Below are 21536 nucleotides of genomic sequence, written 5' to 3'. Positions count from 1 at the left end.
GGGCTTGCCCGCTCCCACAGGAACGCCACAGCCTTGGGAAACCGTGCAGTACCTGTGGTAGCGGGCAAGCCCGCGAAGAGGCCGGCACAGGCAACCATTAACTTGTGATCCGCCGCCAGCCTGCGTAACGTGGCCAGCTCTTTGGCAAAGATCCCCGGAGCCCGCCCCATGCGCCTCACCCCCACCCTGCTGCTCACCGCCCTGCTGCCCCTATTCGCCGGCTGCCAGCTCATGGCCGATACCCCAAGCGACCCGAACATCGGCACCACGCGCATGCAGGGCGAACTGCGTGCCGCCGGTGGCCAACTGCTGTTCAAGCCGTGCAGCGAAAACCGCACGTTCGTGATCAACGACGTCGGCGCCACGGGCATCCTGCAGGAGGCCGCCAACCTCGCACAGGACGCCAACGACAAGCTGTTCGCCGACGTCCGTGGCCGCCTCACCGGCAGCAAGCAGGCCAACAACGATGGTCAGATGGAAGTACGCCGGCTGTACCGCCTGGAACCCTCCACCCGTGCCTGCGAAGACCCCAACTTCAAGCAGTTGACCCTGCGTGCCAATGGCCATGAGCCAGAGTGGGACATCAAGGCCAGCGGCAAGGGCATGGTGCTCGATCGCGTTGGCCAACAGCCCCTGCCGCTGCCGTTTCTGGAAGAAGAGGTACCCGGCGGTGGCCTGACCCTCACCAGCGAAGCCAACGGCCAGCACGTGGAACTGTGGGTCGCGCCGCAGCGCTGCGTAGACAGCGCCACTGGCGCCATCCGCCACCTGCGTGCCGAGCTGCGCATCGACGGCAAGACCCTGCAGGGCTGCGGTTACTACGGCGGCGCGCGTGACAACTGATCGCCGGGTACTTTTATCCTGCCAGTCGAGGCGGCTAACAGCTTATACTTGGCGGTTTGTGTAAAGCCGCCGGCCGCCCATGGCCGGGATACTGGACCCTGCCATGCTACGAATCACCGAACTCAAGCTGCCCCTGGACCATCCCGACGAAGCGCTGCGTGAAGCCATCGTCCAGCGCCTGGGCATCCGCGACGAGCAACTGCTCAGCTTCAACCTGTTCAAGCGCAGCTACGATGCACGCAAGAAGAACAGCGAGTTGCTGTTCATCTACACCATCGACCTCGAAGCCAGCAACGAAGCCGAGCTGCTCAGCAAGTTCGCCGACGATCACAACATCGGGCCGGCACCGGACGTGACCTACAAGTACGTCGGCCACGCCCCGGCCGACATCCAGGAACGCCCGATCGTGGTCGGCTTCGGCCCGTGCGGTATCTTCGCCGGCCTGTTGTTGGCGCAGATGGGCTTCAAGCCGATCATTCTCGAACGTGGCAAGGAAGTGCGCCAGCGTACCAAGGACACCTGGGGCCTGTGGCGCAAGAGCGTGCTCAACCCCGAGTCCAATGTACAGTTCGGCGAAGGCGGCGCCGGCACCTTCTCCGATGGCAAGCTGTACAGCCAGATCAAGGACCCGCAGCACCACGGCCGCAAAGTGCTGGAGGAGTTCGTCAAGGCCGGTGCGCCGGACGAGATCCTGTACATCAACAAACCGCACATCGGCACCTTCCGCCTCACCGGCATGGTCGAGCAGATGCGCCAGGACATGATCGCCCTCGGCGCAGAAGTACGCTTCCAGGAGAAGGTCACTGACCTGCTGGTCGAAGACGGCCAGCTGACCGGTGTGGTGCTGGAGAGTGGCGAACAGCTGCACTCGCGCCATGTGGTCCTGGCCCTTGGCCACAGTGCCCGCGATACCTTCCGTATGCTGCACGCCAAGGGCGTGTACATGGAAGCCAAGCCGTTCTCGGTCGGCTTCCGTATCGAGCACCCGCAAACGCTGATCGACAAGGCGCGCCTGGGCAAGTACGCCGGCCACCCGAAACTCGGCGCCGCTGACTACAAGCTGGTGTACCACGCCAAGAACGGCCGCTCGGTATACAGCTTCTGCATGTGCCCGGGTGGCACCGTGGTCGCGGCCACCAGCGAGCCGGGCCGCGTGGTTACCAACGGCATGAGCCAGTACTCGCGTAATGAGCGCAACGCCAACTCTGGCATCGTCGTGGGCATCGACCCCGAGCGCGACTACCCGGGCGGCCCGCTGGCCGGTATTGAACTGCAAGAGCGCCTGGAAGCCCACGCCTACGTGATGGGCGGCAGCAACTACCAGGCCCCGGCGCAACTGGTGGGTGACTTTGTCGCCGGCCGGCCATCGACCGCACTGGGCAGTGTCGAACCGTCCTACAAACCAGGCGTGACCCTGGGTGACCTGGCGCCGAGCCTGCCAGACTTCGCCATCGAAGCGATCCGCGAGGCACTGCCGGCGTTCGACCGGCAGATCAAGGGCTACAACCTGCATGATGCAGTGTTGACCGGGATCGAGACACGCACCTCGTCGCCACTGCGGATTACCCGGGGTGAGGACTACCAGAGCCTGAACCTTAAAGGGCTGTTCCCGGCAGGTGAAGGCGCCGGCTACGCGGGCGGGATTCTGTCGGCGGGCGTGGACGGTATCCGTATCGCCGAGGCGGTAGCACGGGACATGCTCGGCCTGTAATTTTGTATCGCCTGCAAGGGCCCTTTCGCGGGCTCGCCCGCTCCCACAGGTACTGCACAGTATTTGAAAACTGTGCAGTACCTGTGGGAGCGGGCGAGCCCGCGAAGAGGCCCTGACAGGGATCAGAACTATCCGCCCCAAACACCAGACTTTCCCTCCCCCCTTTCCTCCCATCTGCATCTAGGCTTCACACAACCTAGCCGGCAACACCATATAACAAAAACGAATATAGTTTTTGTTTTAAAGCATATCGTCACAGGCTAGGGTGTACGCCCGTACCATTCGTAAACTGCTCATGGAGAGCCTATAGCCCGTGCGTAGCCTGTTTACCCGTTTCTTCCAGCTTGAAGCCGCCAGCGGTCTGCTGCTGATCGCCGCCGCCGTTCTGGCCCTGATCATCAACAATTCGCCACTGTCCTACCTGTACAGCGGCCTGCTCGACGTCCCCGTCGCCGTCCAGGTCGGCGCGCTGAATATCGCCAAGCCTTTGTTGCTGTGGATCAATGACGGCCTCATGGCCCTGTTCTTCCTGCTCATCGGGCTGGAGGTCAAGCGTGAGGTGGTCGACGGCCACCTGTCCAAACCTGCCCAGGTGATCCTGCCTGCCACTGCTGCCGTGGGCGGCATGGTGGTGCCAGCACTGATCTACTGGTTCATCAACCGTGACAACCCGGCGGCCGTGGCCGGCTGGGCGATCCCCACTGCCACCGACATCGCCTTCGCCCTTGGCGTGCTGGCCCTGCTGGGCAAACGCGTACCGGTATCGCTGAAGTTGTTCCTGATGACTTTGGCGATTATCGACGACCTGGGCGCGATCATCGTCATCGCCCTGTTCTACTCCGGGACCCTGTCGAGCGTGTCGCTGCTACTGGCTGCGGCCTGCCTGGTGGCGCTGGTAGCGATGAACCGGCTTGGCGTGGTCAAGCTTGGGCCGTACATGATCGTTGGCCTGATCCTGTGGGTCTGCGTACTCAAGAGCGGCGTGCATGCCACGCTGGCCGGCGTCGCCCTGGCCTTGTGCATTCCGCTGCGTACACGCAACGCCGAGACTTCGCCGCTGCTGTCCCTTGAGCATGCCCTGCATCCCTGGGTGGCCTATGCCATTTTGCCTATTTTCGCCTTCGCCAATGCCGGCGTCTCGCTGGCAGGCATGACCGTAGACAGCTTCACCCACCCGGTGCCGATGGGCATCGCGGTTGGCCTGCTGCTGGGCAAGACCGTGGGCGTTTTCGGCCTGTCCTGGCTGGCGGTCAAGCTGCGCCTGGCCGCGCTGCCTGAGGGTGCCGGCTGGGGGCAAATACTGGGGGTGGCGATACTCTGCGGCATTGGCTTCACCATGAGCCTGTTCGTTGGCTCGCTCGCCTTCGCCCCGGGTAGCAGCGATTACGCCGGCATGGACCGCATGGGTATTCTTACCGGCTCGTTCTTCGCCGCAGTGATCGGCTACGCCGTCATCGCCATGGCCAGCCGCAAAACCAGTGTTGGTTGACGTGGCTGAAGCATGAAAAAACCCCGACTGGCAGCAGCCATGTCGGGGTTTTTTCTTAGCGCGCCAGGTCAGTGCGAAACGCGGCTGGTGCCATCAACAGTCATGATGCGCACGCGGTCGCCAACGCGGAAGATTTCGTTCTCCTGCACGGCCTGAACGTAGGCACGCATGCTGCCATCGTCCTCGCGCACGGTGATTTCAACGCCTTGAGTGCGGGTCAGGCCTTCCTCGGCAGCGGAACCCGCCAGGCCACCGGCCACGGCACCGATCACGGCTGCAACAATGCTGCCACGGCCACCGCCTACAGCACTGCCGGCTACGCCACCAACGATGGCGCCAGCGCCACCGCCGATCGGGGTCTTGGTACCTTCGATCTTGACCGGGCGCAGGGATTCGATGGTGCCCATGCGCACGGTTTGCACGCGGCGGGCTTCATCACGGGAGTAGCTGTCACCGGTCAGGCTCGAGGCACAGCCCCCCAGCAACAGCGACATGGTGGTAAAGGTCGCCACCAGCAAAGCGGATTTACGCATGGGTAAAGTCTCCATAAGTCAGATGCTCATTAGACGCTGCACCTTGACGGCTGTCACGGTGCAAACGTAATAAAATTGTTTTCATTCAGCCGGGGTACAGCCTGTGCGGTTGTGCCAGAGGCTCTTCAATTGAGACCAAGGATAGCCATGGATTACTTCATCGTCGTGGTCACCACCGTTGCGGGGCTGTATTTCCACGGGTGGTTATATGTGCGCATGCGCCGCTGGATGGACCGTGACCTGGCGTTGTCGCTGGCGGGGGCTGACCCTGAAAAGCGTGAGTACATGCTGGCAAGGTTGGCGCAGGCGCGGCAGGAGAAGGTGGGGCGCAAGCAACTGGCGGGGTGGTTGGAGCGCGAGGCGGCGGGGTATCCGGGGTAGTCTGATTGATCACTGGGGCCGCTTTGCGGCCCATCGCGACACAAGGCCGCTTCTACAGGGGATCGCGCCCGCTGCTGGGGACACGTTCTCCTGCAGGAGCGGCCTTGTGTCGCGATGGGCTGCAAAGCAGCCTCAAATTCTCAGGGTGCCAGCCGCTCCCGCAGCCATTGCCCATCCACCAGCCGGTAGTTCAACCGGTCATGCAGGCGGCTCGCCCGCCCCTGCCAGAACTCGATGCGCTCAGGCAACAGGCGATAACCACCCCAATGCTCAGGGCAGTGCGGCTGGGTGTCGGAGAAGCGTGCTTCGGTGGCCTTGACCAAACCTTCCAGCTCTTCACGCCCGGCAATCACCCGGCTCTGCGGCGAAGCCCAGGCCCCCAGGCGACTGCCCAGCGGGCGCACCTGGTAGTAGTCATCCGATTCCTTGGCCGTGACCTTTTCCACTCGCCCTTCGATGCGCACCTGGCGCTCCAGCGCAGGCCAGAAGAAGGTCATGGCGGCAAAGGGGTTGGCTTGCAGTTGCTGGCCCTTGGCGCTGTCGTAGTTGGTGAAGAAGGTGAACCCCTGCTCGTCGAGCCCCTTCAGCAGCAATACACGGCAATGCGGGCGGCCTTCGCCGTCCACAGTGGCCAGGGTCATGGCGTTGGCTTCCACCGGTACCTGCTCGGTTTTCACCGCATCGGCAAACCACTGGTGGAACAAGGCAAACGGCTCCCCCGGGGCCTGGGCTTCGGCCAGGCCATCACGGGTGTAGTCGCGGCGCATATCGGCCAGGGATTGGGTCATTGCTGCGTTCCTTGACGATCAGTTGGTCTTCGCAGGGCTGTTGGCAGCTACTTTCTTGTCAGCGGTAGCTTTCTTGGCGGCAGGCTTGGCGGCTGCCTTGGCCGGCGCGGCTGTTTTCTTGGCCGTAGTCTTGGCAGGGGCCTTGGCTTTGGCAACAGGTTTCTTCGCCGCAGGCTTCTTGGCTGCCGGCTTGCTTTCGACGGCCTTGGCGGCAGGTGCCTTGGCATCCTGCACCGCAACCATCGAGGCAGGTGCAGGTGTCGGAGCGGCCTGCTGGTACTTGGCCAACAGCGCGACCATGGTGTTCTGCGGGGTCAGCAGCATTTCCACGCGGCGGTTCAGTGCGCGGCCCTCGGCGCTGTCGTTGGCGGCGCGTGGCATGACCGAACCCATGCCCTTGAGGGTCAGGCGGTCACGCTGCAAGCCGCTGAGGCGGAAGATGGCCGACACCGAGGCGGCGCGCTCCAGGCTGAGTTTCTGGTTGGCAGCGGTAGCACCGCTGGTGTCGGCGTGGCCCAGTACCAGCACGGCAGTCTTGGGGTCACCTTCGACGGTCTTGGCCACGCGGGTGATCGGGCCGAGGGTCATTGGCAGCAGCATGTTCGGGCGATCAGGGTTGTACGAGCTGTCCACCGGCAGGGTTACCGCCAGCACATTGTCGCGGCGCTCCAACTCCAGCTTGCTGTCCTTGATGGCTTCGCGCAGCTTGGGCTCGTACTCGTCCAGCCAGGCCTGGGTGGCCTTCTGGTCGATCTTCGGCACGACCGGCCCTTTGGCTTGCTTGTCATCACCGCCGAACGGCCACCACCAGCGGCTGGCGCTTTCTGACTTGGCGTCGGCCTTGGCCACTTTTTCAGTGACGGCTGCCTTCACTTCCTGCTCGGCGACCTTGTCGGAACCGAAAGGCCACCAGCTGGAGCCACCTTCCTTGGAGCCGTCCGGAGAATGACTGGCGCAGCCGGTAACGGCGGTCAGGCACAGGGCGAGTGCTAAGGTTTTATGTGAAGACATCAGCGATACACCATGAAATAGAAAGAGATTTTGCCAACGCACTTCAAGCGTTGGCATTGAGGATAGTCAAAGGGGTGAGGCAATACCCGCATTACCCGATCAAAGGCAATCGGCAAGCACACGCACCAGCTTCTGGGCCCGTGGGTCCATAAGCACGTATGGGCCGAGTGTATTGACCACGAAACCGAAGGCCACATCGTGCTCCGGGTCGGCAAAACCGACCGAGCCACCGGCACCTGGGTGGCCGAAAGCACGGGCGCCGAGGCCAAAGGTGGCATTGGCCACATCGGGCTGGTCGAGCATGCAACCCAGGCCAAAGCGGGTCTGGGTGAGCAAGGTGCGGTCCTGGCCGAGGCTGTGCTCGCGGGTCAGCTCATCCAGCAGTTCAGATTCGAGCAGGCTGCCGTCCAGCAAACCGGCATAGAAGCCCGCCAGGCTGCGGGCATTGCCATGGCCATTGGCCGCTGGCTGTTGCATGCGCCGCCACTCCGGCTTGTTGGTGCTGGTCAGGATCGCCGGCGGGTTGGTGAAAGCACGGGTCGACAGCGCCTCGGGTTCGCGCATGGTCACCTGCAGCAAGCGCTGCGCGGCGGCATCACCGGGGTTGCCTTTGCCACGGGCGATGTGCGCCACGCGGTAGAACTCTTCGTCAGCCAGGCCAACATGGAAGTCCAACCCCAACGGGCGGGCGGTACGGGCCACGATCGAATCGCCAGGGCCACGGCCATCGGCGCGGCGAATCAGCTCGCCAATCAGCCAGCCGTAGGTGATGGCGGCATAACCGTGTTCGCTACCGGGTGCCCACCATGGCGTTTCAGCCGCCAGGGCATTGACCATGGCCTGCCAGTCATACAGGGCTTCGGCTGGCAGCAACTCACGGATGGCCGGCAAGCCGGCGCGGTGGCTGAGCAGCTGGCGCAAGGTAATCGACTGTTTACCGGCTTGGGCAAACTCGGGCCAGTAGTTGGCCACAGGGGCATCGAGGGCCAACTTGCCCTCGCCCACCAGTTGCAGGGTGGTGACGGCGGTGAAGGTCTTGGTACAGGAGAACAGGTTGGCGATGGTGTCGCTGTGCCAGGCCTGCTGGCCATCCTTGTCGGCACTGCCGGCCCACAGGTCGACGACGGTTTCGCCACCGACCTGGATGCACAGCGCAGCGCCACGCTCCTGGGAATCTTCGAACAGCGCGGCAAAGGCTTCGCGCACGGCTTCGAACTTCAGCTCATAGTGACCCTGGATCTGCACCCGCTGTACTCCGTACGACCATGTCCAAAAAAGGTGTGCATTGTTTCAGTAGTTGGGTGTTTTGCAAACCGGCTTGGGCCAAATGGTCGCGACGAACGGTAGCTTGTGCTCAGGGAGCCGGTTTTTCCAACTGTGTGCGCAATTGGTCCATCACCTGCAGGTTGCTCTTGCGCACGGCGTCGACAAAACCCGGGTACGGCACATCGGTGATCGCCACCAGCCCAAGGTGGCCGTTTTCGCCGTCCAGCAGGCGGCCGCTGGCTGGCTGGTCGAGGTACTGGAACCAGTGCGCACCAACGATCATCGGCTGCGCCAGGGCCGCCTTGAGGAAGTTGCCGTAGGCCGGGCCGCGGTCTTCTTCCCGCGCCAACTCCAGCGGCCCCGGCCAGAACGGCCCGCGATCACGCGAACCGAACTGGAACTCGGACACCAGCACCGGCTTGTCCAGCTCGGCCAGGCGGGCGAAGTCGTAGCCGTCCTGCGGCTTGAGGGTGTAGAAGTTGAAGCTGAGCACATCGCAGAACTCGGCGCAGGCCTTGACCGCCTCTGGCGTGCTGAGCGCATAGCGGCCACCGAGCAGCAGGTGATTGGGGGCATGCCACTTCAATGAGTCAGCAATGGTCTTGAAGTAGGTCTCGGCGAACACTTGCTGGAAGTGCTGGTAGTCGCGCTCGATTTCCGGGTGTTCCGGGTCGGGCAACGGCGCCTCGAAGCCCGGGTCTTCCATGAGTTCCCAGGCGGCCAGTTCGATGCCCCAGGCCTTGGACAGCCCTTGCTGGTTGCGGTACTTGTCACGTAGCTGCTTGAGGAAGGCGCGCTTGGCCGGTACATCGGTGGTCAGGCGCAAAGTGCCGTAGGCCAGGCCATACCGGGCTTTAGGGTCGCTGCCAGGGGCAGCCCAGGCCAGCTCGTTGTCGGCGAAGTAGCCGATCAGCCAAGGGTCGTCACGGTGATCACGGGCGGCAATGGCCACGGCGCGCTCGGTGGCCATGGCGAAACGCGGGTCGAACGGGTCGGGCATGCTGCCCCACCAGTCCATGCCGGTGCTGATGCTGGCGTAATCACCCACGATCGACAGCGGCAAGGTGTAGGGCATACGTTTGGCCTGGCCCAGGGCGGGCTCGCTCCAGTTGCCGACCGTGTTGAAACCCCAGGCCAGCAAACGGTCCAGCGCATGCGCCTGCCAGCGGGCAGCGTCCAGCACCAGTGGCGGGCAGTTGGCGGGCTGCCCTTCTGCGGCAGGCGCGCAGGGTTTGCCGTAGGTACGCTGCACGTTGGCAGCATAAAAGTCGAACCAGCGCCCTTGTTTGAAGTTGCGCCCTTGCGACGAGGCATTGCCATCGTCGTTGTTGCCCTCACCGTAGAATGCGGCCAGTGCATCGCCCTCGCCCGGCAAGGCCTTGAACATGCCTTCACGGCCGGCGACGTAGGTACGCCCGCCATCTGCGGCGACGGCATTCACCCCCAGGGAATAGAACGGGTGCCCTTCCGGCGTTACCAGGTACCAGCGCCCATCACGCTTTTCGGTGCGAAAAAAGCCCTTGGCCTCGAACGCCGGCCCGGCCATCAGCCCGCCGTAGCCGTCCAGTTGCTGCTTGCCACGCTCAGCCAGCCAGCCCTTGAGCTGCTGCTGTTCACGCATATCGGCCGCCTTGAGCTGCTCGTCATTGGCGACCTTTTCGGGCCAATTGGCGCGCGTGGACTGGCCATAGGCATCGATCAGGTCCTGGTAGGCCGCCTTGTAGGCCTGGTCGTCATCCTGGATACCCACCCGCTCGATCAGCAGGTTCTGCGCAACCTTGGGGCTGGGGATGCTCAGGCTGACCGAGGCCACCTGCTTGAGGTCGATCGCGCCAGCGCTGCTGGTCAACAGCAAGCGCTGGCCGCCATGGCTCCACGGCATGGGCGGGCCGGCGCGCATGCCCTGGCTCAGCGGCGAGCTGGCGGTCAGCGGCACCATCACGGTTTGCGCCGGGCCGGCCGGCAGGTCAATCCGGCTGGTCAATGTGCGACCATCGCTACCTTGCACCGTGACATCCACCGTCAGCGCCCAGTCCATCGCGCTCTGCAGACGCAAGGTGAGGAACTGCCCGGCGGACCAGTCCCACGTCCCGCCTTGCGGGCTCAGGCGCAGGGTCGGCCGTTCGACCGGGTTGAACACTACACGCCGCAACACCTCGCCCTCGGCCGTCTGCTCCGCGTTGTACTGCGGCATGCCGGCATCCTCGGTCGCCACATTGACCACCGAGGCCGGGCGCACGAAGCTGAACAGCGTCTGCTGCCCAGCCAGCAACGGCGAGCTGAACAACAGGGCGAAAACGGCGGGCAGGGTGAGGCGGACCATGAGGCTGGGGCTCTCCTTCAGGCCACTCACGGGCCCAGACTGAGTAATGGACAACGCGCCAGAGCAAGTGCTCCGGCGGTCAGGAAATCTCCCGCCGGAACGGCGGCAGCGCATTGAGAATAGCCTTGCCGTAGCGCTGGGTGACCAGGCGCCGGTCAAGCAAGGTAATGACACCGCGATCCTGCTCGGTGCGCAGCAGGCGACCGCAGGCCTGGATCAGCTTCAGCGAGGCGTCGGGTACGGCAATTTCCATGAACGGGTTGCCGCCGCGGGCCTCGATCCACTCCGCCAGCGCCGCTTCGACCGGGTCATCGGGCACGGCAAACGGAATCTTGGCGATCACCACATGCTCGCAATAGGCGCCAGGCAAGTCGACACCCTCGGCAAAGCTTGCCAGGCCGAACAGCACGCTGTGCTGGCCATCGTCGACCCGCGCCTTGTGCTTGTTCAGGGTTTCCTGCTTGGACAGGTTGCCCTGGATCAGTACCAGCTTGCGCCAGTCACGGTCCAGGCCATCGAACACGTCCTGCATCTGCTTGCGCGAGGAGAACAGCACCAGTGCGCCACGGGCATCTTCGACGATGTTCGGCAGCTCGCGGATGATTGCCGCGGTGTGTGCCGCCGCGTCGCGGGGGTCAGCCTTGAGGTCGGGCACCCGCAACAGACCGGCGTCGCCGTGCACGAACGGGCTGGGCACCACACAGGTTACGGCATCACGCGGTAGACCCGAGCGCATGCGGAAGCGGTCGAATTTGCCCAGCGCGGTCAGCGTCGCCGAGGTCACCAGCGCACCGTGGGCAACGCTCCACAGGCTGCGACGAAGCATTTCGGCGGCGAGGATGGGGCTGGCGTTGACTTCGATATCGAACATTGCACCGCTCTCGGCCAGCGTCAGCCAGCGAGCCATGGGCGGGCTGTCTTCAGGGTCTTCGGCGGTAAAGGCCGTCCACAGTTCCCAGTTGCCCTGGGCGCGGGTGACCAGGCTGCCGAACAACGGGTACCACTCTTCGGCCTGGTGGCTGGCGATGCCAATATTCACCTCGCCGTCCATGCCTTCCTTGAGCAGGTCCGCCAGGCGGGTAAACAAATCGTTGAGGCGAGCAAAGCCCTTCTTCAGCTCGATGCCCACTTCGCGCATCTGTTCCGGAACGACGCCGCCTTCGAAGCGGTAGCGCGGGCGCTCCCGGCCCTCGGTGTCTTCACTGGGGCGGAAGTCGGCAACCTGCTCGCAGAGGGTGAACATGAACTGCTGCTGGGTGCGCACTTCCCGCGCCAGCTCTGGCACCTGCTCGATGTACTTGCCCAGGTCGCCGGGCAGCGGGTGCTGGGCCAGCAGCTTGGTCAGGTTCTTGGCGGTCTGTTCCAGCCAGTCTGCGGTGGAGCGCAGGCGGGAGTAGTGGGCGAAGTGGCCGATGGCCTTGTCTGGCAGGTGGTGGCCTTCGTCGAACACATACATGGTGTCGCGCGGGTCCGGCAGCACCGCACCGCCGCCCAGGGCCAGGTCGGCCAGTACCATGTCGTGGTTGGTAACGATCACGTCGACCTTGCCCATGCCTTCACGGGCCTTGTAGAACACGCACTGCTGGAAATTCGGGCAGTGGCGGCCGGTGCACTGGCTATGGTCGGTGGTGAGGCGGGCCCAGTCCTGGTCTTCCAGGGCTTCTGACCAGCTGTCACGGTCACCGTCCCAGCGGTTGCCGGCCAGCTTCTCGATCATGCTGTTGAACAGCTTCTGGCTGCGCTCGTCGACCTCGATGCGAAAGCCCTCTTCCTCGAACAACTGGGCAGTGGCCGACTGGGCGTGGCCCTCCTGCAGCAGGATGTCGAGCTTGGACAGGCACAGGTAGCGGCCACGGCCCTTGGCCAGGGCAAAGCTGAAGTTGAGCCCGCTGTTGCGCATCAGGTCGGGCAGGTCCTTGAAGACGATCTGCTCCTGCAGGGCCACGGTGGCGGTGGCGATCACCAGGCGCTTGCCGGCAGCCTTGGCGGCCGGGATGGCGGCCAGGCTGTAGGCCACCGTCTTGCCGGTACCGGTGCCCGCCTCCACGGCGACCACGGCAGGCTCGCCGGCGCGGCGGCCTTCATCGTCGCAGGCAATGTCGCCAAGTACCTTGGCCACTTCGGCGATCATCAGGCGCTGGCCATAGCGAGGCTTAAGGCTCTTGGCTTCGAGAAAACGCGAGTAGGCGCCCTGGATGGTGGCTTTGAGTTCGGTGCTGATCATGGTCTGCAGGCGCCCGTCGGGCTGGATATATTTTCAGTGTTTCGCATGGGGCGGCTATCATACCCCGCTATTGCCCTTTATGCCGCATGGAGATCCGGATGCTCGCCTTTGCCCTGCCCTACACATTGCATGTTCTGGCTGCCCTGGTATGGGTCGGCGGCATGTTCTTCGCCTGGCTGGTGCTGCGCCCGGCAACGGTTGCAGCCCTTGAAGGGCCTGCGCGGCTGCGGCTGTGGGTGGAAGTTTTCCGACGCTTCTTCGGCTGGGTCTGGGTGGCGGTGGCGATTTTGGCGATAAGTGGTATCGGCATGTTGCACATGCGTTTCAGCGGCTTAGAGACTGCACCGAAGTACGTGCAGGTGATGATTGGTGGGGGCATCGCCATGTTTGCCTTGTTCATGCGCATTCAGGCGTTGCTGCTGCCGGAGTTGAAGACGGCGGTGCAAGCCGAGGACTGGCCGACGGGGGCGGCGGTACTCGGGCGCATTCGGCGGATGGTGGGGGTCAACCTGCTGCTGGGCCTGGCGATCGTTGCAGTTGCCAGCTCGCGCCTGATGTTCTGACAGGCTCTACGCGGTCTCTGTAGGAGCGGCCTTGTGTCGCGATGGGCTGCACAGCAGCCCCAGCAATATAGGCAACATGCTGGAATCCGGGGGCTGCTGCGCAGCCCATCGCGACACAAGGCCGCTCCTACAGGGGTGCGCGGTGTGGCTCAGAGGTGTTGCAAGATCAGCTCACCTGCGGCGCCTGCCAGGCCGGGCTGCCCAGGTTGCCCTGGCCGGCCATTGGCGCCAGCATCGGTGCTGTACACCAGGCAACCCTTGCTAGCCCCACCTTTACCCGCCTTGCCCGCCGCCCCAGGCTTGCCTGGGGCGCCGCCATCCAGGCGCACGACAACGCGCTCTTGCGGGAACCCCTGCGGCACGCTCAGGCGAATGCGCCCACCCGGCGCGCCATCGTGCCCGTTGCCGCCGTCATCGCCATTGGCACCACGGCTGGCCTGCCCCCAGGTGCAGCCACCCGCCTGCCCATTGCCCCCATCAAGCCCCACATAACCCGGCGCGCCCGCGCCACCACGGGCATCGATCGCAACCCGCTCGGCATCCACTTCAACCAGTTTCAGGTCGAGGCTGCGGCCCGGGCGAGCTGCCCGTTGATAGCTACCCGCCGCGCCGGTGGCACTGAATTCACTGCCCTCGCCCAACCTCGCGCTACGCGCCTCGATCACCAGAAGGCTGTCGGAGGGAGCAATGGCGATACGCGCATCACGCCCCAGTTCCAGCTGATCCACCGTCAATTGCGCAAGCGAGGCAGGCAGCAGCAGGGTTGCCGCATCGGCGACACGCAGGTGCGTAAAGTGCACGCTGGCCGACTTGTCGGGCAGGCGCAGCATGGAATTGGCGGCGACCTCCAGGCTTTCAGCCTGGGCCAGGGGGGCGGCCAACATGGCCAGCAACATCAGATTACGCATTTCGCGGCGCCTCCTGCGCACGGGGAATGGACATGACATGGAAGATACCTGTCAGCAGGATCTGCAAACGGTCGAACCAGCGGTGGCTGCGCCCCCGCAGGCTGCCATTGAAGAACAGCACTTCGAGCAGGTGCAAGCTGAACAGGACGATGCCAGCGGCATTGATCAGCAGATTGAAGGGCAAAGGTTGTGGCATCAGTTGATTGAACAACACCACCCCCCAGAAAGCGACCGTCAGGACCTTGCCCACGCCCAGGATGAACTTCATACCCCGCCCCTATAGAGTGTTGTTATGTCGAGACGGCCCGTTCGAGCGGGCCGTGGGACCAACAGTAACTGCAATGCCAAGGCAGGCGCCAGCACCGCTCAGTTCAGATGCAGCTCCACCCGTCGGTTGCGGGCGCGGCCCTCCTCGCTTTCGTTATCGGTGATCGGCTCGCTTTCGCCGCGGCCCTGGCTGGTGACCTTGCCCGGCTCCAGGCCCTGGCTGATAAGGTACTCGGCAACGCTGCTGGCACGGCGCTCGGAAAGCGCCTGGTTGTAGCTGTCGGCCCCCACGTTGTCGGTGTGCCCGATCACGCTCACCTTGGCTATCGTCGGTGAATCGAGTTTCGCCACCAGGCCTTGCAGACGTTGCTGCGCCGCCGGGGTCAGGTCGGCGGAATCGAAGGCAAACATCACCGCGCCATTGTCATCGAGGATGATCACCTCTGGCGAGGGCTCAGGTGCAGTGGCGGGCGGCGCTGCCGGGTATACCTTCAGGGGGCAACCCATGTGGTCGACTGCGGTGTTGGCGGGGGTATCGGGGCAATGATCGCGGCGGTCGAAAATACCGTCGCCATCTTCGTCACCATCCTGGGCGTAACAGATCAACCCCCCGGCGATGGCGCCCAGAGCGCCGCCACCTGCGGCCCAGGTAGAACTTTCAATAGCGCCCAGGCCGCCACCGGCCAGGCCACCCAGCAGGCTGCAAATGGGCCAGGTCCTTTGGTTGAGCGGTGCGCTACCATCGCTGTGGGTAGCGCAGCCCGCGAGCAGGCTGGCAGCCACCAACAACGGCAGCGCCGCCTTCGACGTCACACTCATGCTGAATGCTCCTGTGTCATTGGCCACAAACGGCTGACCGGCATGAAGACGCGCCCGTGCCACTGCTCCAGGCACGGGCGCATGCCGCCTTACCGCTGGATCTTGATTTCGGTACGGCGGTTCATGGCACGCCCGTCGGCCGTGGCATTGTCAGCTACCGGTTGGGTTTCACCGGCACCGACCACCGAAACGAAGCTGCTGCGCGGTACACCGCTCTCGACCAGGTAATCGGTCACCGAATGGGCGCGGCGCTCGGACAGTTTCTGGTTGTAATTGTCGGAGCCGACGCTGTCGGTATGGCCGCTGACGCTCAGGCGGGCAGACGGCGCTTCCTGTTTCAGGCGTGTGGCAATGGTATTGAGGCGCTCTTTGTCACTGGCGGTCAGGCGCGCAGAATCGAACTCGAAGTGCACATCGCGGATGACGATGACTTCTTCCTTCTGCACCACCACTTCTTCCACCACTGCTACCGGCTCAGGCGGGCATCCGTTGGCATCCACCTGCACGCCGCGCGGTGTGCCCGGGCACTTGTCACGGCTGTCCGGCACACCGTCGCCATCCTCGTCGCCATCGCCATGGGCCCAGCAATAACCCGCCGCCAGGCCACCGCCCAGCAACGCACCCCAGCCAGCCCAGCTGGAGCTTTCAATAGCGCCCAAAGCGGCGCCGCCTACACCCCCGACGGCGGCACACTTCGGCCAGTCGGTTTTTTGCAAACCTGCACAACCAGTCAACACACTGGTGAGCAGTACCAGGGGTAACGCTGTGCGTACTATGCTCATTTCATTGCTTCTCCTAGGGGGAATCGGCATAAGGCCGATCTGTGGGAGTAAAGACCGCGCATTCCAACCCTGCCAGCAATAAGCCACGACGTGGTCACAATGCGCTTTGCCCGCACGCCGCGGCCCGCTAGTCTTGGACGACTTGAACGAGGACTGGCAATGACCGACGGTTTTTCCCAACGCACCCCGCAGCAGGCCCTCGCGGCCCTGCTCGAGCGCTTCACCCCGCAACGCCTGCTGCTGGTCGGCACGCGCTTTCCGGCGCTGGACGCCTTCGCCCAGGCGCACCCCCAGGTGACTATCGCCACTGCTGCCCCGGGCCCGCTGCCGGCCGAACTGGCGGCCCAACGCTTTGACCTGGCGGTGCTGGTGGACTGCCTGGAACACTTGCCCAAGCGCACCGGCCTGGAACTGCTCGGCGGCATTCGCAACCTCAATGCCAGCCGGGTAGCGGTGCTGGCCGACCTGGCCGCCTGCGGCTGGCAAGACACCGACTTCTTTGCCTTGGCCCTGTCGGCCAGCGAGAAATTCCGCCGTGACCAGCAGGTTTTGAGCCTGTTCACCTATGATCTACATGACTACAAGCAGGTCCCGGACTGGCTGAACGCCAGGTTCTGGGCCAACCCTGAAAACTTCGGCAAGTACTGGTGGTGATGATGAGTGTCTCGGTCTGCCCTTGCGGCAGTGGCAACCTGCTCGACGCCTGCTGCGGGCATTACCATGCCGGCACCCCGGCACCCGATGCCCAGGCGCTGATGCGCTCACGCTACAGCGCCTACGTGCTGGGTCTGGTCGATTACCTGGTCGCCACCACCCTGCCGGCCCAGCAAGCCGACCTGGACCAGGCCGCCATGGCTGCCTGGAGCGCCCAGAGCACCTGGCTGGGCCTGGAGGTGGAAGGCGCCGAAGTGCTGGGCGGCCAGCCGGAGCACGGGTTTGTCACCTTCACCGCACGCTGGCACGACCAGGATGGCGATCACCAGCACCGTGAACGTTCGGCGTTCGTCCAGCATGGCGGGCGCTGGTACTTCATCGACCCTACGGTCGGGCTCAAGGCCGGGCGCAACGACCCCTGCCCCTGCGCCAGCGGGCAGAAGTTCAAGAAATGCTGCGCCAGTTACGTGGGTAGCTGAACATGATGGCCCGCGCCCGCCTGCTGCTGCCCTGCACACTGATGGCATGCCTGGCGTTGCTGGCGGGCTGTGCCAGTTGGGGGGGTGACGAGTGGCGCGAACCCGAAGTGCACCTGGTCGAGGTCGAAACGGTCAAGGCCAGGTTGCTGGAGCAGGAGTTTGTGCTGCACCTGCGGGTCGACAACCCCAATGACAGCCGCCTGTTCATCCGCAACCTGTCGTATGCAATACGCCTCAACGACCTGCTGCTGGTGCAGGACGAAGCCAGTGTCTGGCGCAGCGTGGGCGGGCACGCCCGGCGCACTTTCAAGATCACCGCGCGAACCAACCTGTGGCAGCACCTCAAGCCCCTGGCCAAGCTGCTCAAAAGCAGGCAGCCGCTGCACTACACCCTGCAGGGCGAACTGGCGACCGGGTTGTTCATCCATCGGGACCTGCACTTATCGCGCAGTGGTGAGATAATCCCCGGCGATCACATCCCGGAGTAACCCTGCAATGTCCCAACAACCCCACGTTCATGGCCCTGACTGCAACCACGACCATGATCATGACCACCACCACGATCATGGCCATGTACACGGCCCGCACTGCAACCACGGCCACCAGGAGCCGGTACGCAACGCCCTGAAGGACGTTGGCCGTAACGACCCTTGCCCTTGCGGTAGCGAGAAAAAGTTCAAGAAGTGCCACGGCGCCTGATCGACTGGCTCGATTAAAAGTCTGCTACGCGGCCTTTCGCCGGGTCGCCCCTAGCAAGTCCTGGTACCAGAGCCCCGCGTCGTAGGCGATGGTGACCAGGGTGGTCGCGGCATAGCGCGGGTGCTGTGCCATGCGCTGGGCAACGGCGAGGCAGGCTGCGGCGGTATTCCCCACGAAAATGCCACTTTGCATGTAGAACCAGCGCTGTGCAGCCAGCATTTCTGCATGTTGCACCTGGGCCCGCTCGTCCACCAGCGACCAGTCCATGAAGGGCGGGCAAACACCCACCGCCATGCCTTCAAAGCGATGGTCGGTGAACACACCCGCCCTTGAATCACAACCGCTGGGGTCGACCAACACTGTCGACACCTCGAAACCGTGGTCCTTCAGCCCCAGGGTGATACCTGTGAAACTTGCGCCAGTGCCGGCGCAACCGACAAACAGGATTTCCCGCCCAGCCCCGACATTGGTCAATTGCACGGCGAGCTCGCCGGCCGTCTGGTAACGATGGGCCTCGATGCCCACTGGGTTATTGAATTGGTCGGTATAGAAATACGACTTGCCCATCGCCGCCTGGTTATCCAGATGATGCATCACGACATCCTTGGGCGTGGCCCCGGCCACCAGCATTTCCTTGCCGATCAGCCTGGCACCAAAACACTCCAGCAAATCCCGTTTGGTCTGGCTGAAGCCAAGCCCTACCGCCAGCTCCACGGCAACCTGGTACTTGTGACAGGCCGCCAGCAAGCCGAAACCGAAACTGCCACCGGTTTTTTCGATGACCGTAGTCACACCCGGGATAATGTCGCCGTTGCGCAAGGCATGTTCGACGATATGCCGGGCTGCGCGGTACTTGTGGCTGCCGCCAGGGTTGTTCATTTCCAGCTTGGTGTAAATGCGTTCGCTGACGCTGATGAGCTCGCTCATTTGCGGCTACCTTCCATTGAAGTGTGCAAACAGGCCTTGTTCTGCAGCAGGCCAGCAGTGGCGAAGAGCAAACCGATACAAAGGGCCATGCAGATGGCATTGGTGCCATCCCAGCCAACCGTACTCAGCAACAGCGATGGGCTGAACGCACCGACGGTTGCCAAAATGGCAATAGCCAAGTCGTTCTTGCCCTGCATCTGCATCGCTGCAGGGCTGTTCTGCAGCGCCTGGGCAAGCAGTGCGCCGCCGCCGACATAGGTCAGGTTCCAGCCCAGCCCGAGGGCAATCAGCGCCAGGGTCATCATCGCGTAGCTGTGCGACCAGATATTCAGCGCCGAGCAACCGATCAACAGGGCGAGCCCGGCACAGATGGTGGTCTTGATGCCCAGCTTCTGGATGATTGCGCCGGTGAAAAATGACGGTGCAAACATCGCTACCACATGCCACTGGATTGCCAGGCGGACGTCAGAGAAGTCCTCATGCATGTGTTTCATGTGCATCGATGCCTGAATCATGAGCAGGTTCATGATCCCGTAGCTCAGCGCCGCAACCGCCATGGCAACTTTCACCGACGGGCTGAAGGGTTCGGCGCGGGGACTGGCCGATTTATGCGCTTGCTGACTTGCCTTGGCGGTGCCGGTATCGTTGGGCAGGCAAATGGCAATCATCAGCGACATCAGCGCCAGGCCAACGAACGAGGCATAACACAGCGAAAACAGCGGGTACCCGCCAACGTCCCTCAGCCACTCGGTCAGTGTCGGCCCCACCACGGCGGCAATGACGCCCCCCGCCACAACCAGTGAAAGGGCTTTGGGCTTGAGGCTCTGGGCCAGGTTGTCAGTGGCCGCGAAGCGGTTGAAGTTGGCAAAGGCGATATAAATGCCCAACGCCGAATGGCTCAACACCAATAGCTGGAAATGCTGGTACTCCACCGCCAGGTAACCGCTGATACCAGAAGCTGCCAAAGGGATCGACCCCAGCATGAACGCCTTCTTGCGACCGATACGGCTCATCAACCTGGAGACCGGGTACGTTGCCAGCATCAGGCAGAGAAACTGGAACCCGTAGGGCACGGTGGACCACGCAGCAGCCGGCGCCAATGCGGCCCCGACGATGGCAGCCATGGTCACGGACATGACGGCGGTCGTCAGGTTGATCGACTGTGCGGTGAAGTACAGATAGGTACGCCGCGGGAGTGTGCTGTTCATAGCGCAGGCTCGTGATAGGTGGACACATCGATTTCGGCATCTGGGAACACACAGATCAGCCGCTCTTTGCCTTTGCCCAGGCGTTTGCGGCGCACGGACACGCGCCCGATGCGCCGAGGCGACTCAAGGTGTGTGCCGCCACACGGGATTTCGATGCCGTTGTAGGTCCACAAGCGCGCGTCTTCCAGGCCGTGCACCGCGTAGTGCTCGATGGGCGCATCGCAGGCGATCAGCTCATTTGCAAGCCGCTCTATCTCAACCACCTCTTCGGCAGTGAATGCGTCTTCGACCAGAAAGTCGAAGCGCGCCGAGTCTTCCTTGATATGGCAGCCAATGGTCCACTGTTTCAATTCTTCTCGCAGGCTGATGGCCGCGGCATACAGGAAGTGGCTGGCACTGTGAGACAGCGTCAACCGTTCGCGCCGTTCAGTATCAATCGTGACGCGGGCCGGCATGCCAACGGTGACTTCATCCAGCAGATGCAAGTCATCAGGGTGCAGGCTGTGAATGATGATGCCGCCCAGTTTTCCGCCTTTGAAACCCTCCAGGCGAATAGGGCTACCGTAGAGTTTTTTAACCCAGATAAATCGCACGGTACCGATCGGTAGTTCAATCGTGCCGACATCAGCCTCCTGGCCGCCACCTTCCGGATAGGCCACGGTACTTTGCAACTCGATACCGTCACTGTGCACCCGCGTTACTTGCGTATTGGCGCCCGCCAGATACTGGTCCTTGTAATACAGCTTCTCGGTATTACGCAAAACTTCATAGTTCAGAGCGTTCATGATTCCAGTACCACCTGCAATGATGTTTTTACCTGTACCCGGGCCGCGGCAGGGACGTCTTTTGTAACAATGCAGCCCGGCCCGATGAATGCGCCGTCACCGACATGGATAGCGCCGAGCACACTGGCGAAAGCGCCGATCTGGACTCGGTTGCCGACGGTCGGGTGCCGAGGGCTCGAAGGGTTGTCGCTGATACCGCGGGCGCCCAGAGTGACGCCGCCGAGCACGTAGCAATCGTCACCAATGGTCGATGTTTCACCAATGACGGTGCCCATGCCGTGATCGATGATGAAGCGCGCACCGATGCGGCTGCGGAAATGGATTTCCGCACCGGAGAGCATTTTCCCGCGTCTGGAGATCATGGCGGCCAGGCATTGGCCGCCAGCACCGTATATAGAAGCCGTATTGCTGTAGATCCAATGGGCAAGCCGATAATGAAGCACCGCAGAATAGGAGGTATAGGTTCTTGCAATAAATACCAGGTCGCGGCCAGCAGCCGGGTCTTTCTGGGCAAAGGCCTGCAAGTCGGCATGGGCCTGCTCTGAAACACTTTCAATAATCGATGTTTGCTTAAGTGCTTCAAACTCGTCGAGTGAACAGCACTCCAATAACGCCGAGGTCACGAGGTTTTTCACAACTTTGAATGACGCCAGTTCGTCAGGCACAGGGAGCCTGGCAATGACGGCTGATTGCATGTCCATAGTATGCATGGGCTTGATATCCAGTTGTCTGGTCTGCACAGACGCTAAAAGTGCCGCCTTTGCTGGCAGCCGAAAGTTCCGACAAGGGGATAGTGGCATGTACTGGCCATTAGCAAACGAACAGTCGACAAGCATTTCCGTTAACTGTTAGGCTTTTTTTTCTAACGGTTTCGGA

The 21536-nt window shown here is 63.0% G+C and carries 23 protein-coding genes; 9 read left to right on the top strand and 14 right to left on the bottom strand.

The window, feature by feature from the left end; translation table 11 throughout:
* Window positions 1-168: 168 nt before the first annotated feature.
* The 3 genes from N805_RS28135 to nhaA all read left to right on the top strand — a co-directional run bounded on the left by N805_RS28135 (window position 169) and on the right by nhaA (window position 4043).
* Window positions 169-843, top strand: a complete 675-nt coding sequence (locus tag N805_RS28135; protein WP_019472828.1) for a COG3650 family protein — start codon at window positions 169-171, stop codon at window positions 841-843.
* 103 nt (window positions 844-946) lie between these two features.
* Window positions 947-2554 (top strand): NAD(P)/FAD-dependent oxidoreductase, encoded by a 1608-nt coding sequence (locus N805_RS28130; RefSeq protein ID WP_019472829.1) that lies wholly within the window; start codon window positions 947-949, stop codon window positions 2552-2554.
* 313 nt (window positions 2555-2867) lie between these two features.
* Entirely contained in the window at window positions 2868-4043 is a 1176-nt protein-coding gene (gene nhaA / locus N805_RS28125; protein ID WP_019472830.1) for a Na+/H+ antiporter NhaA, read from the top strand.
* Between the two features lie 68 nt (window positions 4044-4111).
* Here the strand turns inward: nhaA and N805_RS28120 are convergent, their stop codons facing one another.
* Complete coding sequence (locus N805_RS28120) at window positions 4112-4576, bottom strand: glycine zipper 2TM domain-containing protein (RefSeq protein WP_009684613.1); 465 nt, start codon at window positions 4574-4576, stop codon at window positions 4112-4114.
* Between the two features lie 147 nt (window positions 4577-4723).
* Between N805_RS28120 and N805_RS28115 the strand changes: the two genes are divergently transcribed.
* Window positions 4724-4957 carry a hypothetical protein gene (locus N805_RS28115; protein WP_019472831.1) on the top strand — a complete coding sequence of 78 codons (234 nt, stop codon included), beginning with the start codon at window positions 4724-4726 and terminating at the stop codon, window positions 4955-4957.
* 140 nt (window positions 4958-5097) lie between these two features.
* On the opposite strand, the gene pdxH is transcribed toward N805_RS28115, so the two are convergent.
* The 5 genes from pdxH to dinG form a co-directional block, all read right to left on the bottom strand.
* A complete protein-coding gene (pdxH, locus tag N805_RS28110; RefSeq protein WP_019473753.1) occupies window positions 5098-5745 on the bottom strand; it encodes a pyridoxamine 5'-phosphate oxidase in 648 nt (215 codons plus the stop codon).
* A gap of 18 nt (window positions 5746-5763) precedes the next feature.
* The gene (locus tag N805_RS28105; RefSeq protein ID WP_019473752.1) at window positions 5764-6756 is read right to left on the bottom strand and encodes an OmpA family protein; all 993 of its coding nucleotides are present in this window, start codon (window positions 6754-6756) and stop codon (window positions 5764-5766) included.
* A 99-nt stretch (window positions 6757-6855) separates the two neighbouring features.
* Window positions 6856-8001, bottom strand: coding sequence for an EstA family serine hydrolase (locus tag N805_RS28100; RefSeq protein ID WP_019473751.1), 1146 nt, complete (start codon window positions 7999-8001; stop codon window positions 6856-6858).
* 109 nt (window positions 8002-8110) lie between these two features.
* On the bottom strand, window positions 8111-10345 hold the full coding sequence (locus N805_RS28095) for a beta-galactosidase (protein WP_019473750.1): 2235 nt from the start codon (window positions 10343-10345) through the stop codon (window positions 8111-8113).
* Between the two features lie 79 nt (window positions 10346-10424).
* Entirely contained in the window at window positions 10425-12569 is a 2145-nt protein-coding gene (dinG, locus tag N805_RS28090; protein WP_019473749.1) for an ATP-dependent DNA helicase DinG, read from the bottom strand.
* Window positions 12570-12667: 98 nt separating this feature from the next.
* Here dinG and N805_RS28085 point away from each other — a divergent pair, with 98 nt between their 5' ends.
* Window positions 12668-13132, top strand: coding sequence for a CopD family protein (locus N805_RS28085; RefSeq protein WP_019473748.1), 465 nt, complete (start codon window positions 12668-12670; stop codon window positions 13130-13132).
* 149 nt (window positions 13133-13281) lie between these two features.
* Here the strand turns inward: N805_RS28085 and N805_RS28080 are convergent, their stop codons facing one another.
* The 4 genes from N805_RS28080 to N805_RS28065 form a co-directional block, all read right to left on the bottom strand.
* Window positions 13282-14040: a hypothetical protein gene (locus N805_RS28080; RefSeq protein WP_019471872.1), complete on the bottom strand. Its 759-nt coding sequence runs from the start codon at window positions 14038-14040 to the stop codon at window positions 13282-13284.
* On the bottom strand, window positions 14033-14308 hold the full coding sequence (locus N805_RS28075) for a DUF1145 domain-containing protein (protein WP_019471873.1): 276 nt from the start codon (window positions 14306-14308) through the stop codon (window positions 14033-14035). The genes N805_RS28080 and N805_RS28075 overlap by 8 nt, the downstream gene beginning before the upstream one ends.
* 98 nt (window positions 14309-14406) lie before the next feature.
* Entirely contained in the window at window positions 14407-15126 is a 720-nt protein-coding gene (locus N805_RS28070; protein ID WP_019471874.1) for an OmpA family protein, read from the bottom strand.
* 89 nt (window positions 15127-15215) lie between these two features.
* Window positions 15216-15908 (bottom strand): OmpA family protein, encoded by a 693-nt coding sequence (locus N805_RS28065; RefSeq protein WP_019471875.1) that lies wholly within the window; start codon window positions 15906-15908, stop codon window positions 15216-15218.
* 159 nt (window positions 15909-16067) lie between these two features.
* Here N805_RS28065 and N805_RS28060 point away from each other — a divergent pair, with 159 nt between their 5' ends.
* The 4 genes from N805_RS28060 to N805_RS30365 are packed head-to-tail and all read left to right on the top strand — an operon-like array spanning window position 16068 to window position 17740.
* Entirely contained in the window at window positions 16068-16562 is a 495-nt protein-coding gene (locus N805_RS28060) for a DUF6231 family protein (protein WP_019471876.1), read from the top strand.
* A 2-nt stretch (window positions 16563-16564) separates the two neighbouring features.
* Window positions 16565-17041: a YchJ family protein gene (locus N805_RS28055; protein ID WP_019471877.1), complete on the top strand. Its 477-nt coding sequence runs from the start codon at window positions 16565-16567 to the stop codon at window positions 17039-17041.
* A 2-nt stretch (window positions 17042-17043) separates the two neighbouring features.
* Window positions 17044-17529, top strand: a complete 486-nt coding sequence (locus N805_RS28050; RefSeq protein WP_019471878.1) for an LEA type 2 family protein — start codon at window positions 17044-17046, stop codon at window positions 17527-17529.
* A gap of 7 nt (window positions 17530-17536) precedes the next feature.
* The gene (locus tag N805_RS30365) at window positions 17537-17740 is read left to right on the top strand and encodes an SEC-C metal-binding domain-containing protein (RefSeq protein ID WP_019471879.1); all 204 of its coding nucleotides are present in this window, start codon (window positions 17537-17539) and stop codon (window positions 17738-17740) included.
* A gap of 24 nt (window positions 17741-17764) precedes the next feature.
* Here the strand turns inward: N805_RS30365 and N805_RS28040 are convergent, their stop codons facing one another.
* From N805_RS28040 to N805_RS28025, 4 genes are read right to left on the bottom strand one after another with little or no spacing between them, the layout of a single operon-like run.
* A complete protein-coding gene (locus N805_RS28040; RefSeq protein ID WP_019471880.1) occupies window positions 17765-18667 on the bottom strand; it encodes a pyridoxal-phosphate dependent enzyme in 903 nt (300 codons plus the stop codon).
* Complete coding sequence (locus N805_RS28035) at window positions 18664-19875, bottom strand: MFS transporter (protein ID WP_019471881.1); 1212 nt, start codon at window positions 19873-19875, stop codon at window positions 18664-18666. The genes N805_RS28040 and N805_RS28035 overlap by 4 nt, the downstream gene beginning before the upstream one ends.
* Window positions 19872-20660 carry an alanyl-tRNA editing protein gene (locus tag N805_RS28030; protein ID WP_019471882.1) on the bottom strand — a complete coding sequence of 263 codons (789 nt, stop codon included), beginning with the start codon at window positions 20658-20660 and terminating at the stop codon, window positions 19872-19874. The genes N805_RS28035 and N805_RS28030 overlap by 4 nt, the downstream gene beginning before the upstream one ends.
* The gene (locus N805_RS28025) at window positions 20657-21370 is read right to left on the bottom strand and encodes a serine O-acetyltransferase (protein WP_019471883.1); all 714 of its coding nucleotides are present in this window, start codon (window positions 21368-21370) and stop codon (window positions 20657-20659) included. The genes N805_RS28030 and N805_RS28025 overlap by 4 nt, the downstream gene beginning before the upstream one ends.
* Window positions 21371-21536: the final 166 nt, after the last annotated feature.

Source organism: Pseudomonas putida S13.1.2, assembly GCF_000498395.2.
In the GTDB taxonomy this organism is placed as follows: domain Bacteria; phylum Pseudomonadota; class Gammaproteobacteria; order Pseudomonadales; family Pseudomonadaceae; genus Aquipseudomonas; species Aquipseudomonas putida_Q.
This window is presented reverse-complemented; position numbering and strand designations above follow the sequence as displayed.